This is a genomic window from Marinospirillum sp., assembly GCF_035271045.1.
Taxonomy (GTDB): Bacteria; Pseudomonadota; Gammaproteobacteria; order Pseudomonadales; family Halomonadaceae; genus Marinospirillum.
The window spans coordinates 1-13,959 of the sequence record NZ_DATESC010000022.1 but is presented as its reverse complement, the minus strand read 5'-3'; the positions used below and the strand labels follow the sequence as shown (position 1 = coordinate 13,959).

The following is a 13,959-nucleotide window of genomic DNA, read 5'->3' as shown; positions in this document are numbered from 1 at the left end:
TTAGTACTTAATTTTTGTATGCACTGGCAGTTGCTGATTTTTTTCGCTTCTTGCCAGTGTCTTCCCAACCCCTAACTGCTTTAATTAGGTTTTCTTTTACTTCTAAAGTTTCAAAACGGTATTTGCCAAAAACTACACAGACGTTGCCATCTGGAATCGATTCTAAGTATTCAAGAATAACGCCATTCAGTGTTTTTGGTCCTAAAGTTGATAAGTTCCAGCCTAGCTGTTTATTGATTTCTCGAATGTTTGCACTAGCGTCAATTAACCAAGTACCGTCCTGTTGTAGCTGTAGGTCATCTTGGTGATGCAGGGTATCGGTAGTAAACTCGCCGACTATTTCTTCTAAAATATCTTCTAGGGTTACTAGGCCCTGCACATCACCGTATTCATCAACCACCATACCAATACGGCGCTTTTCTTTTTGGAAGTTAAGCAGTTGAGTCTGTAGAGGGGTAGATTCAGGAATAAAGTAAGGCTCACGGCTTTCCTGAATTAACATACCCTTGGTGGGCTTGTCTGCTGCAATTAAACGCAATGCGCCACGTAAATGCAAAATACCGATAACATCGTTGATATCGCCTTTATAAACGGGAATGCGCGTGTGCTGTGAGTGACGCAGCAGTGTTAAAATTTGCTCTATGTCTTGCTCAAGATCAATGCCTACAACCTCTTGACGCGGAATCATAATGTCATCAACGGTTATTTTTTCTAAATCAAGGATGGACAGCAGCATGGCTTGGTGGCGACTAGGAATTAAGTTGCCTGCTTCGTTAACAACGGTACGTAGCTCTTCTGATGTTAAGTTATCTTGTTTATGTTGATCGGGTCGTACGCCCATAAGCCTAAGAAAGAAGTTGCCAATTAAATTGACTATCCAAACTAAAGGATAAAGCAGTTTAAGTAGCGGTGCTAAGGCATAGGAAGCCGGTTTAGCAAAGTGTTCTGGGTGTAAAGCAGCTAAGGTTTTAGGTGTTACTTCACCAAAAATAAGCACAACTAAAGTGAGTGCAAACGTTGCAACAACAGGCCCTAAACTTTCACCTAAAAAGTGAATGGCAATCACTGTGGCGATGGCCGCAGCAAAGTTGTTAACAAAATTATTTCCTATTAAAATCACACCCAGCAAACGGTCTGGGCGCTCAAGTAATTTGCTAATTCTAATCGCTGATTTATCACCTTGTTTAGCTTTATGGCTAAGGCGATAACGATTAATAGACATCATGCCCGTTTCAGAGCCTGAAAAGAATGCAGAGCAGATGACTAATAATACTAAAAGTCCTAGCAGCAATCCAAGTGGCAGTTCAGTGTTCAAACCGTTTAGGCCTCATGCCAAGATAAATTGAAGTATAAACTTACTACCAAAGTAAGCTAAGAGTAATAATAAACTGCCGCCAAGCGTCCAGCGTACAGCTGTTAAACCCCGCCAGCCAAAACGCCAACGGCCTAGCAATAATAAACCAAAAGTTAACCACGCTGCTAAAGAAAGCAAAGTTTTGTGCAGCATTCCAGCCACAAACATAGTATCTAAGAAAATAAAGCCACTTAAAATGCCTAGGCTAAGCAAGAGTTGACCTGCTAATAACAATTCAAATAATAAGCGTTCCATTGTTTGTAGCGGCGGTAAAACAGACAGTAAGCCGCTGACTTGACGATGCTTTAATTGATGGTTTTGTAGTGCTAGCAGCAGTGCCTGTACACTGGCTAGCGCAAACAAACTGTAAGCCGACAAAGAAGCCACTATGTGGAAAAATAAACTGTTATGGCCGGTAACTGGTAGACTGCTGCTCGCATAAAACTGTGAAAAAAGTAAAGTAATTGCTGCTAAAGGAAAGAGTAGAGCGGCTAAGTTTAGTGTGGGATGCCGCAGGCTAGCGATTAAAATAAAGGCACAGATTAGCCAATTAGCTAGCGAAGTGGCTTCAATAAAACCTAGGTTAAGTTCATTTGGTAAACCCATGTGGCTATAAAGTGCTAAGCCATGTGTTAGTAAAGCACTTAAACCTACGAATCGAACAAGTGCTGGCTTAGCCGGTACTTTACGGGCTAAATGCAGTATAACCCATGAAGCGCCTGCAATATAAAAGGCAATAGCGAGTAGGGTGAATGGAAGGGATGCGGCCATACTTAGGTTGTGAAACTCCATAAAAAATTATCTTACTATCCTAGCGGATTCCTTTGGCTTTGGCATCCATTCCCAAAGCTTATTGGTCTATAATCATCACAAAAGTTTAAGCACAGAGGGTAAGACATGTTTGAAAATTTAAGTGATCGCCTATCGCACACATTACGCAGTATAACTGGTAACGCTAAATTAACAGAAGATAATATTAAAGAAACGCTGCGTGAAGTACGGATGGCGTTGCTTGAAGCTGATGTTGCTTTACCTGTTGTTAAAACGTTTATCGACCAAGTGCGTGAACGTGCTGTTGGGCAAGAAGTTTCTAAGGCTTTAAAACCGGGCCAGCAGTTTTTAAAAATTGTTAATGAAACACTGACCGACACGATGGGCTCTTCTCATGCTGGTTTAGCGTTAAAAGGTGAGCCTGCGGTTATATTGATGGCAGGTTTGCAAGGGGCAGGTAAAACAACCACTGTTGCTAAATTAGCACGCCATCTACGCGAAAGAGAAAAGAAAAAAGTTTTAGTGGTATCAGTGGATGTTTATCGCCCTGCGGCAATGGATCAGCTAAAAACTTTAGCTGTTGAAGTGGGTGTTGATTACTTTCCTTCTACGCCAGATCAAAAGCCTGCCACTATTATAGACGCTGCACTGCGTCACGCTAAAATTCAGTTTTATGACGTGATGTTGGTGGATACAGCGGGTCGATTGCACGTTGATGAAAAGCTGATGGCAGAAATAAAAGCCATTCATGCTCAGCTTAATCCTTGTGAAACTTTGTTTGTGGTTGATGCCATGACAGGTCAGGATGCTGCTAACACGGCTAAAGCGTTTAATGAAGCGCTGCCGTTAACGGGCGTTGTGTTGACTAAAGCTGATGGTGATGCGCGTGGTGGTGCAGCATTATCGGTGCGTGAAATTACAGGTAAACCCATTAAGTTTATGGGGATGGGTGAAAAAACTGATGCTTTAGAACCTTTCCACCCTGACCGTATTGCTTCGCGTATTCTTGGTATGGGTGATTTGCTCTCGCTAATTGAAGAAGCAGAGCGCACTATGGATAAAGACAAAGCCGCTAAACTTGCTAAGAAAGTAAGTAAGGGTAAAGGTTTTGACTTAGAAGATTTTCGTGAGCAGTTATTGCAAATGAAAAAAATGGGCGGTATGTCCAGTATGTTAGAAAAATTACCCGGTATGGGTGGTTTGGCTAAAGTTGCAGAACAAGAAGGTCCAATGAAAGAATTTGGCAAAATGGAAGCCATTATTAATTCAATGACTATTTGGGAAAGGCAAAAGCCTGAATTGCTAAATGGATCACGCAAGCGTCGTATTTGTGAAGGTTCAGGTACACAGCTACAAGATTTGAACCGATTAATTAAGCAACACAAACAAATGCAAAAAATGATGAAAAAAATGACCAATAAAGGTGCTGTTGCTAATATGATGCGTGGTATGCAAGGTCAATTGCCGCCAGGTATGGGTGGCGGTGGTGGTTTTCCTCGTTTTTAAGTCGTTTTGAACAAGGGCTTTAAGAAAATTTCGCTTCAGACTTGCGTTTGTTGATTAGGTCTTTACAATGGCACAACTCTGAAGCTATTGGCTTAAATCTAGGCTAAATCTAAGTCAAAGCTTCCAAAGGCAGGTGTTATCTATTAGAATACTTCGCCTTTCAGGTGGCTTGCCTTTTGAGCAGATTTTAGTGCTGGGTTGGCTGCCCGAATTAGGGTGACAACCCAGTCGCAAATTTTATTGCAACAGTAGGAATACTTTCTACGTTGTGTTTTCCGGATATTTTAAAGGAAAGACTTGTAATGGTAACCATTCGTCTAGCTCGTGGCGGCGCAAAGAAGCGTCCCTTTTATCACGTACACGTAACTGATTCACGCAATGCGCGTGACGGTCGTTATATTGAGCGTTTAGGTTTCTTTAACCCTATCGCACAAGGTAATGCAGAGCGTATTCGCATTGATTCTGAACGTCTGCAGCACTGGGTTGCTCAAGGCGCACAGTTATCTGAGCGTGTTGCAAGTTTAGTTAAAGAAGCTGCTAAGCAGTAATTACTGCTGTAGCGCTAGTTGATCTTTCGCACATGAGCGAGGTATGCATGAGCGGAACTGAAAGTCAGCAAACAGCGCAAGAAAGTCAAGCTGAACTAATTGTACTGGGTAAAATAACCAGTGTTTTTGGTATAAAAGGTTGGGTAAAGGTTTATTCTTATACCGATCCTATGGAAAACTTACTGGCTTACCCTACTTGGCAGCTTAGGCTTCAAGGGCAAAGTAAGTTTATCCGTAAGCTAGATGGTCGTAAGCACGGTAAAGGTTTAGTTGTTAAGTTAGAAGGCATTGATACACCAGAAGATGCGCGTTTACTCTCTGGTGCAGAAATTCTGCTTAATAAAACCGAGCTACCTACACTGTCTGAAGGGGATTATTACTGGAGCCAATTAATTGGTTTAAAGGTAAGTAATCTGCAAGGTCAGTTATTGGGTAAAGTCAGTAGCTTATTAGAAACTGGCGCAAACGACGTACTGGTGGTTAAAGCTTGCCAAGGCAGTTTTGACCAACAAGAGCGATTAATACCTTGGTTGATACCTAATGTTGTTCGTCAGGTCAACCTTGAAACTGCCCAAATAGACGTGGATTGGGATGCAGACTTCTAAGTTAGCAGCACAGCAAGGTAGCAAGTGGTTTGGTGTTATCTCGTTGTTTCCACCGATGTTTGATGCTATTACCCAGCAAGGCGTTATAGCTAGGGCAGTTAAGCAGGGTATACTGAATTTTGAATTCTGGAACCCGCGAGATTTTACTACTGATAAGCATCACACAGTTGATGATCGTCCTTACGGCGGTGGTCCTGGTATGCTAATGAAAGTAGAGCCATTGCAAGCAGCAATACAAGCCGCGCGTGCAACGGCAGGTTTTAACGCTAAAGTGATTTATCTTTCACCACAAGGCCGAAAGCTAGATCAAGCCGGTGTTGAAGAATTAGCCGCTTGTAACAAAAACTTGATTCTTGTTGCTGGTCGCTATGAAGGAATTGATGAGCGCCTTGTGGCCTCTGAAATTGATGAGGAGTGGTCTGTTGGTGACTATGTTCTCAGTGGCGGTGAGTTAGCAGCTATGACACTGATTGATGCAGTGTCGCGTCTTGTTCCAGGTGTGCTTGGGCATAAGGCGTCAGCAGAAGAGGATTCTTTTGTTGATGGTTTGTTGGATTGTCCGCATTACACACGGCCTGAAGTGATCAACGGTGAAAAGGTTCCTGAGGTATTACTCAGTGGTAACCATGAAGCCATCCGTCGTTGGCGTCTTAAACAGGCGCTAGGTCGAACCTGGTTGCGGCGCCCCGATTTACTGAAAGGACGTCAGTTAGATCAGGAGCAGCAGGTATTATTGACAGAATTTATCCGCGAATACGATGCCCCGCTTGCCAGGGCGCAAGTCGAGCGGCCTTAGTCCAGGAGTGAGCAGCAATGAGCAGCAGAAACCTTATTATTCAGGCTATTGAAGCCGAACAAATGACCAAAGAAATTCCTAGCTTTGCACCGGGTGACACTGTTGTCGTTCAGGTTAAAGTAAAGGAAGGTACGCGTGAGCGTCTACAAGCCTACGAAGGTGTAGTGCTAGGTAAGCGTAACCGTGGCTTAAACTCAGCTTTCACCGTGCGTAAAATTTCAAGTGGTGTTGGTGTTGAGCGTACTTTCCAAACTTACAGCCCTTTAGTTGAATCTATTCAAGTGAAGCGCCGTGGTGCTGTACGTCAGGCTAAGATTTACTACCTACGTGATCGTTCAGGTAAGTCTGCACGTATTAAAGAGAAGCTGGTTTAAGTTATTTTTGTTTGTTTTATACAGCAAAAGTAAATCAGTTAAAAACGGGCACCTTAGGGTGCCCGTTTTTGCATTTTAAATTTGGCAATGTTAGCCATTTACTTAACTGGCAGGCATACTTACTGATATGTAATCGCTAGGAGATAAAAATGTTTAAGCAGATAATAAAAGGTTTATCTTTATTGTTTTTTACTAGCAGCTTGGTTGCAGCACCCAAAGATGTTATTCAAGAACGCTTACAAGAAATTGATGCACGAATAGAAGTTGTCGCATTAAAAGATGCGCCCATTAATGATTTTTATGAAGTGCAGCTTAGTTCTGGCGATATACTTTATGTTAGTAAGCAAAGTAATCATATTTTAGCGGGTAATTTGTTAGAAATTACTGATAGTGGTCTTGTTGATTTAACAGAAATTGCGCGCTCTGCAGTGCGTATTCAAGCCATTCAAGCTGTACCTGAAGCGGATCAAGTTGTTTTTGCTGCTAAAGGTAAAACTAAGGCTATAGTGCAAGTTTTCACAGATTCAACCTGCCCTTACTGTTCGCGTTTACATGAACAAGTACCAGAGTTAAACAAACAAGGCGTTGAAGTACGCTATTTGGCTTTTCCTCGCCAAGGTTTACAAGGTAAAGGTTTTAATGATTTAGTGAATGTGTGGTGTGCTGATAATCGTCAACAAGCGATGACTGCTGCTAAAAAAGGTAAGCCTTTGGCTAATAAACAGTGCGATCACCCTATTGCTGAGCAATATGCTTTGGGGCAAAAGTTGGGCGTACAGGGTACGCCAGCCATATTTTTACCTGATGGTCGACTTATTCCTGGATTTGTGTCAGCTGAGCGTTTAATTAGTGAGTTAGGTTTGTAATTTAAGTTAGAATTTATTAACTAATAAAGATATCTTTTAATGTAGGAGAGTATTTTGAAACCTGTAAAAGTGGCTATATGTGGACTAGGTACAGTGGGTGGTGGTGTCTTTAACGTATTGCTGCGTAATGCGAGTGAAATTGCGCGTCGCGCAGGTCGACCGATTGTTATTGAGCAGGTTGCCACGCGTACTCCTAATCTTGATTGTGATACCGCTAGTGTTTATGTTTCGCAGGATGTGTTTGATGTTGTGAACAATCCAGAAATTGATGTTGTTGTTGAACTAATCGGTGGTTATGACGTTGCTTATGATTTGGTTATGAAAGCCATTAAAGCAGGTAAGCACGTTGTTACTGCTAACAAGGCTTTAATTGCTGTACATGGTAATGAAATTTTTCAAGCTGCGCGTGAAGCGGGTGTTGTGGTTGCCTTTGAAGCAGCTGTGGCTGGTGGTATTCCCATTATTAAATCCATCCGTGAAGGCTTAACTGCCAATAAAATTCAGTGGGTTGCTGGCATTATTAATGGCACAGGCAACTACATTTTAAGCAGTATGCAGCAAGAAGGTAAGACTTTTGAAGATGCTTTAGCTGAAGCACAGGCGCTAGGTTATGCCGAAGCTGACCCCACCTTTGATGTTGAAGGTATTGATGCTGCACACAAGCTAACTATTCTTTCTGCGATTGCTTTTGGTGTGCCGCTAAGCTTTGACAAAGTTTATACTGAAGGTATTAGCCGCATTGAAATTGAAGACATTAAGCAAGCCGATGCACTAGGCTATGTTATTAAGCATTTAGGCATTACTCGCCGTACTGAAGAAGGCTTAGAGTTGCGTGTGCATCCAACCCTTATTCCTAAGCAGCGTTTATTGGCTAATGTTAATGGTGTTAAAAATGCGGTGATGGTCTGTGGTGATGCTGTTGGCCCTACGCTTTATTACGGTGCCGGTGCCGGTGCTGAACCCACAGCTTCTTCAGTAATCGCTGACTTGGTTGATGTGGCGCGTGCAATGGGTGCGGATCAAGAATCACGCGTGCCTTATTTAGCGTTTGCTGACCAGTCGTATGATTTACCTGTATTGCCGATGGAAGCAATTGAAACAGCCTATTATTTACGCTTATTAGCGGTTGATCGCCCTGGTGTATTAGCACGCGTTGCCACTATTTTAAGTGAACAAGGCATCAGCATTGAAGCCATCGTGCAAAAAGATTCAACAGAAGGCGAGCTAGTCCCCATTATTTTATTAACGCATGTAACTAAAGAAGCCAATATGAATGAGGTTATTCGCCAGCTAGAGTCTTTAGCCGATATAGCAGGCGGTGTAATGCGTATTCGTGTTGAAAACTTAAACGATCAATAATTCATTTTATAGCGAGATAATGCCGTGCGTTATATCAGCACTCGTGGGCAAGCGCCTGCACTTAGTTTTGAAGAAGTAGTTCTTACTGGACTTGCCCCTGATGGTGGTCTTTATGTACCTGAAGCTTACCCACAAATGAGCAAGCAAGAAATTGCTGATTTAGCGGGTTTGCCTTACCACGAAGTCGCGTTTCGAGTAATGCGTCCGTATATTGGTGATTGCATCGACGAAAGTACGTTTCGTGAAATGCTTAAAGTCACCTATGCCAGTTTTAAGCATGATGCGGTTGCGCCGTTAAAACAGCTAGATGCCAATCACTTTTTATTAGAGTTGTTTCATGGCCCAACACTGGCTTTTAAAGACATTGCACTGCAACTGCTAGGCCGTTTACTTGACCACTTTTTGGTTAAACGTGGTGAGCGTGGCGTTATTATGGGTGCTACTTCCGGCGACACGGGTTCAGCAGCTATTGAAGGCTGTAAGCCTTGTGAACAAGTGGATATTTTTATTTTGCACCCACATAACCGTGTTTCTGAAGTGCAGCGTCGCCAAATGACCTGTGTGCTTGCGCCTAATGTACATAACCTAGCCATTGAAGGTGATTTTGATGATTGTCAGGCGATGGTTAAAGCCAGTTTTGGTGATCAAAGCTTCTTAAACGGCCAGCGTTTAATTGCCGTTAACTCGATTAACTGGGCGCGAATTATGGCGCAAATCGTGTATTACTTTACCACTGCTGTTGCCTTGGGCGCACCGCACCGCGAAGTAACTTTTAGCGTGCCTTCAGCTAACTTTGGTGATGTGTTTGCTGGTTATGTTGCGCGAAAAATGGGTTTGCCTATTAAGCAGCTGATTGTTGCAACCAATGCCAACGATATTTTGCACCGTACTTTGCATGACAATGATTTTAGTAAGAAAAAGCTAGAACCTACTTTAGCACCTTCAATGGATATTGTGGTTTCGTCTAACTTTGAACGCTTGTTGTTTGATCTTTACGATCAAGATGGCAAAGCCGTTGCAGCGTTACTAGAAAACTTCCAAAACCAAGCCACGCAGCTAGACCCTAAAGCTTGGGCCAAAGCGCAGGCTTTATTTGCTAGTTTGGCGGTTGATGATGAAACCATTTTAAAAGTAATCGCTGATGCTTTTAAGCGCACTGGTGAACTTTTAGACCCGCACACAGCAACAGGTTATTTAGCAGCACAAAAATGTGCCAAAGACACGGCTGTTCCAGTGGTAACGCTAGCAACAGCACACCCTGCAAAATTTGAAGATGCCATTATTAAAGCTGGTTTTGCAGCAGGTGCTAGTTTGCCTGAGCATATGCGTGATTTGCTGCAACGTGAAGAGCGCTACACAGTCTTGCCTGCTGATATAAAAGTGGTACAAGCACACCTAGCAAGCGTACAAAAAAGTTAACGTAATCATTAGTTAGGTTTATAAAAAAACGCTAACTATTAAATAATAAAAGCTGAGGTCAGCCTCAAGGAGATTCTTTAATGTTGAATAAGTTAAGTATAGGCTTGAAAATTCAGTTAGGTTTTGCACTGGTGCTGACTATTGGTATAGGTGTGTTGCTGCCTTTACAGCTGCATAATATGGATCGTTTAATGTTGCAAGCAGAGCAAAACGCTTTGACTCGATTGCATCAGGCTGCTTTGGATAATATTGAAAACCAGCAATCACAAGCATTACATCTAGCAACTGCGATTGCTAATCAGCCAGATATCCAAAGGGTTTTTGCACAGCAAAACCGAGCAGCGCTTAGTCGTCAGCTACTACCTGTTTTTAATAGCTTGCAGCAAATGGCAGGCATTGAACAAATGCAGTTCCACCTGCCGCCAGCGGTTTCATTTTTACGTTTGCATCAACCGGCTAAGTTTGGGGATGACCTTTCGTCTTTTCGCCATACTGTTGTTGAAACCAACCGCAGTAAAGCACCCGTTTCAGGGATTGAAAGTGGCGTTGCTGGTCTTGGTATTCGTGGTGTTGTACCTGTAAGTTGGCAAGGTCAGCATTATGGTAGTTTAGAATTAGGCTTATCTTTGCGCCAAGCCTATGCTGATGCTTTCAAAGCTAGCCAAGAAGCCGATATAATTATTTATCAAATAAAAGGTAATGGCTTTGAAAAACTAGTCAGCACTTGGCAAGGTGAAGAGCTGATTAAAACAAATGACTTGGATAAAGTAAGGCAAGGAATGGTTTTAACAACCAGAGCCAAGCAGAAAGGTCATGATATTGCGGTGTTAGCAGCACCTTTAAAAGACTATAGCGGTAATACTATTGGCGTTATGGCTATTTATGCTAATCGCTCTGCAAATGTTGCAGTATTTAATAACGCAATTACTACTACTTTTTTAGTGGCGATACTTATTCTGTTCGGTGGTTTACTGGTTTCTTGGTTGTTAGCAAAAGGCATTATTTCACCCATTAAGCGTTTAAATTTAGCCTTACAAAACATTTCGCAAGGCGATCAAGACTTACGTCAGCGTTTACCCATTGAAGGCAATAACGAATTATCTGAAGTAGCTAAATCATTTAATGATTTTGTTGCTAAAGTTGAATCTACTGTCTTAGCTGTGTTGGATCGCATGGGGGAATTGGGTTCAAAAGCTGAATACACTTTTCGCATTACCAGTGAAACGGCTGATTCAATGAAGCGTCAGCAAATGAGTACCGAAGAAGTTTCTACTGCGATGAATGAAATGTCAGTGACTGCGGTTGAAATTGCTAGTCATGCAGCTGAAACAGCAATAGCAACCGATCAGGCCGATCAAAGTTCTAGTCATGGTAATGAAGTGGTGCATTTAACCAGTGAAAGTATTTCACGTTTAGCGGCTGAAGTAGACCAAGCAGCCCAAGTGATTCGTAAGTTAAATGAATACAGTGAAAACATCGGCAGTATTTTAGATGTGATTAGCAGTATTTCTGAACAAACAAACCTGCTGGCACTTAACGCAGCCATTGAAGCAGCGCGTGCGGGTGAGCATGGCCGTGGCTTTGCGGTAGTTGCTGATGAAGTACGTCAATTAGCACAGCGTTCACAAGAAGCGACAGGGCAAATTCATGGCATGATTGAGCAGTTGCAACAAGGTGTTGAGCAGTCGGTTGAAGTGATTGAAAGAAGCCATAAAGAAGCAGAGAAAACTGTTGAGCAAACTGAAACTGCTCGTCTTGCTTTAGAAGAAATTACTGAAGCCATGCGCCGCATCAGCGATATGAGCGCGCAAATTGCTTCAGCAGCAGAAGAGCAAACGGCTGTTTCCGATGATATTAACCGTCACATAGTTATTATTAGTGAAGGCGCGGTAGAAACAGTCGGGCAAACGGCTAACATTATTGCGGCAACCAGTGGTATTGGCAGTGAGATATCGGCATTGATGAAGCAGTTACGTGGCTTTAGGGTTAATATTGAACCGCGTGTTGAATTAGCTTTGGCTAAAAGTGCCCACCGTGCTTGGAAAGTTCGTGTGCGTAGTTTTCTTGATGGTCAATCTAGCCTAAGTCTCGATCAAGCGGTTAGCCATACACAATGTGATTTAGGCATTTGGTATGATGGTGACGGCATGAAAAAGTTTGGTGATTTTCCAGAGATGAAAGCTTTGGTAGCGCCACATAAACAAATGCATGATTTAATTCATAGTATTATCAAAGCTAAACAACAAGGTCATACGGCTGAAGCTGAAGATATGTACCTTAAAGTGGGTGACTATTCAGATCAAATTATCATGCTTTTAAATGAGATTTTAGCGAAAATTGACCGTGCCTAATCTAGCTTTAAAACTTGAGTTACGCCGTCGGTCAGTGGATAAAGTCATTTATCAGCAAGCACTGGCCGAAGGTGTACATCCGCTTTTAGCAACCATTTTTGCTGGACGCTTAAATCAATCTTCACCTTTGATTAGCACCCTAATAGAGTCGAGTTTAAATCAACTGGCTGCGCCGGATTCTTTGGCCGATTTGCCACTTGCCCTTCAACGCCTAAAACAAGCTTGGCTGCAAGGCGAAACCTTTGGCTTACTCACCGACTATGACGTTGATGGTATTACTTCTCATGTGGTTGTTTATCGAACGCTAACCGAGTTGTTAGGCGTGCCTGCTGCGCGAATTCAAAGCTTAATTGGGCATCGCATCGAAGATGGTTATGGTGTGAGTGATTCTTTAGTAGATCGTATACTGGCTGCGGATAAGTTACCTGATGTGATTATTACTGCGGACTGTGGTTCGTCTGACGAGTTACGCATTGCACGTTTAAAAGCCGCTGGTATTGATGTAATTGTTACCGATCACCATACGATTCCTAGTACTGGCTTACCCACTTCTGCTTATGCGGTGATAAACCCCACACGCCAAAATTGTCATTACCCCGATAAAGCTTTGGCGGGTGTTGGCGTGGCTTGGCTGTTGATGTCGGCTTTGCGTAGTAGCTTGGTCACAGAAGGGCTAATTCCTGAAAAAACACCCAAATTAAGCTTTTTATTGCCTTTTGTTGCCTTGGGTACAGTGGCTGATTGCGTTTCTTTAGGTGGTAGCGCCATTAACCGTGCTTTGGTACGTGCTGGCTTGCAAATTATGAATGCTTCTAATGATGCTTGCTGGCAGGCTTTTCGCCAGTTAATGGGTGTTCATCAACAAACGTTTACTGCATCAACGTTAGGTTTTCAGCTAGGGCCAAGAATTAACGCCAGTTCACGTATGGCAGACCCTTACGATGCGTTGCGCTATTTATTAGCCACTGATTTAACAACAGCAGAGCAGCATTTAGCCTTATTAGACAGCGACAATCAGCAGCGGCGAACGGTTGAAGCAGAAATGGTACAAGCCGCACTGCAAGGTGCTGAGCAGCAGGTAGCCGCTGGTATGCAAAGTTTGGTGGCTTATTTAGAAAAAGGTCATGCCGGTGTGCAAGGCATTGTTGCTTCTCGGCTAGTAGAAAAGCATGGTCGCCCTACAGTGGTTTTAACGCCTGCTGCTGATGCTAAGCATTTGGTTGCTTCAGCGCGTAGTGTGCTAGGGGTGAATGTTCATGCTGCTTTGCAAAGAATTGACGAACTATACCCAGGTTTATTTGTTAAATTTGGTGGGCATCAAGCTGCAGCTGGTTTAACCCTGTGGAAGGAGCGCTTGATTGATTTTCAGCAAGCTTTTGAAAAAGCTATTCTTTATCAGCTAGGTGAACGCAAGTTAGCACCTTATTTATTAACCGATGGTGAGTTAGAGCCTAGTTTAATTAGCTTAGAGACGGTTGCCCTGTTAAAAAAACTAGAGCCTTATGGTCGTGAATTTGAAGCGCCGGTTTTTGAAGGGGTGTTTCAGGTTGCTGGTTTAAAAGTTGTTGGTGCTGATCCTGTGCATTTACAGTTAGATTTAACCTTACCTAATGTGGTTAGTCGTATAAAAGCCATTTGGTTTCGCGCTTTACCTCAAGCGGGTGCTCAGCTACCTTTTCAAGAAGATGACCAAGTCCGTTTGGTTTACCGTTTAGAAGCACAGGTGTTTAGAGGGAAAACTAGCTTACAGTTAATGGTTAGTTATGCAGAACTTATCAAAATCGCGTAAGACCTCGTACTTTGAGTGCGAGGATGGATAGCGAGGGTTGCGTAAGCAGCCCCTTAATAGGTCGCTAAAGTCTTTGCAGTATAGATTAACACTGGTAGTTTATACAGCATGATAAAACACACCAAGACATTAAAAGTCCGAGTACGCGATAAACATAAAGCTTTGCTTAACAGCATGGCTAGGCATGTTAATTTCGTCTGGAACTACGTTAATGAATTAAG

At 42.7% G+C, this 13,959-nt stretch carries 12 protein-coding genes; 10 read left to right on the top strand and 2 right to left on the bottom strand.

The genetic code is table 11. The annotated features are described in order from the left end of the window. Positions 1 to 7 precede the first annotated feature (7 nt). Both VJY63_RS08820 and VJY63_RS08815 read right to left on the bottom strand, forming a co-directional pair. Positions 8 to 1,315 (bottom strand): HlyC/CorC family transporter, encoded by a 1,308-nt coding sequence (locus VJY63_RS08820; RefSeq protein ID WP_324050033.1) that lies wholly within the window; start codon positions 1,313 to 1,315, stop codon positions 8 to 10. A 12-nt stretch (positions 1,316 to 1,327) separates the two neighbouring features. Further along, a complete protein-coding gene (locus tag VJY63_RS08815) occupies positions 1,328 to 2,125 on the bottom strand; it encodes a cytochrome C assembly family protein (protein ID WP_324050032.1) in 798 nt (265 codons plus the stop codon). A 126-nt stretch (positions 2,126 to 2,251) separates the two neighbouring features. Between VJY63_RS08815 and ffh the strand changes: the two genes are divergently transcribed. The 10 genes from ffh to recJ all read left to right on the top strand — a co-directional run bounded on the left by ffh (position 2,252) and on the right by recJ (position 13,738). Next, positions 2,252 to 3,631: a signal recognition particle protein gene (ffh, locus tag VJY63_RS08810; RefSeq protein WP_324050030.1), complete on the top strand. Its 1,380-nt coding sequence runs from the start codon at positions 2,252 to 2,254 to the stop codon at positions 3,629 to 3,631. Positions 3,632 to 3,933: 302 nt separating this feature from the next. Continuing rightward, entirely contained in the window at positions 3,934 to 4,179 is a 246-nt protein-coding gene (rpsP, locus tag VJY63_RS08805) for a 30S ribosomal protein S16 (RefSeq protein WP_324050028.1), read from the top strand. 47 nt (positions 4,180 to 4,226) lie between these two features. Next, positions 4,227 to 4,784: a ribosome maturation factor RimM gene (gene rimM / locus VJY63_RS08800; RefSeq protein WP_324050026.1), complete on the top strand. Its 558-nt coding sequence runs from the start codon at positions 4,227 to 4,229 to the stop codon at positions 4,782 to 4,784. Then, on the top strand, positions 4,771 to 5,580 hold the full coding sequence (gene trmD / locus VJY63_RS08795) for a tRNA (guanosine(37)-N1)-methyltransferase TrmD (protein ID WP_324050024.1): 810 nt from the start codon (positions 4,771 to 4,773) through the stop codon (positions 5,578 to 5,580). The genes rimM and trmD overlap by 14 nt, the downstream gene beginning before the upstream one ends. A 17-nt stretch (positions 5,581 to 5,597) precedes the next feature. Further along, positions 5,598 to 5,954 carry a 50S ribosomal protein L19 gene (gene rplS, locus VJY63_RS08790; RefSeq protein WP_324050023.1) on the top strand — a complete coding sequence of 119 codons (357 nt, stop codon included), beginning with the start codon at positions 5,598 to 5,600 and terminating at the stop codon, positions 5,952 to 5,954. Positions 5,955 to 6,103: 149 nt separating this feature from the next. Beyond that, on the top strand, positions 6,104 to 6,820 hold the full coding sequence (locus VJY63_RS08785) for a DsbC family protein (RefSeq protein WP_324050021.1): 717 nt from the start codon (positions 6,104 to 6,106) through the stop codon (positions 6,818 to 6,820). Between the two features lie 54 nt (positions 6,821 to 6,874). Then, positions 6,875 to 8,179, top strand: coding sequence for a homoserine dehydrogenase (locus VJY63_RS08780; protein WP_324050020.1), 1,305 nt, complete (start codon positions 6,875 to 6,877; stop codon positions 8,177 to 8,179). 24 nt (positions 8,180 to 8,203) lie between these two features. Beyond that, positions 8,204 to 9,598 (top strand): threonine synthase, encoded by a 1,395-nt coding sequence (gene thrC / locus VJY63_RS08775; RefSeq protein ID WP_324050018.1) that lies wholly within the window; start codon positions 8,204 to 8,206, stop codon positions 9,596 to 9,598. Positions 9,599 to 9,678: 80 nt separating this feature from the next. Then, complete coding sequence (locus tag VJY63_RS08770; protein WP_324050016.1) at positions 9,679 to 11,949, top strand: methyl-accepting chemotaxis protein; 2,271 nt, start codon at positions 9,679 to 9,681, stop codon at positions 11,947 to 11,949. Beyond that, positions 11,942 to 13,738, top strand: coding sequence for a single-stranded-DNA-specific exonuclease RecJ (gene recJ / locus VJY63_RS08765; protein WP_324050015.1), 1,797 nt, complete (start codon positions 11,942 to 11,944; stop codon positions 13,736 to 13,738). The genes VJY63_RS08770 and recJ overlap by 8 nt, the downstream gene beginning before the upstream one ends. Positions 13,739 to 13,959: the final 221 nt, after the last annotated feature.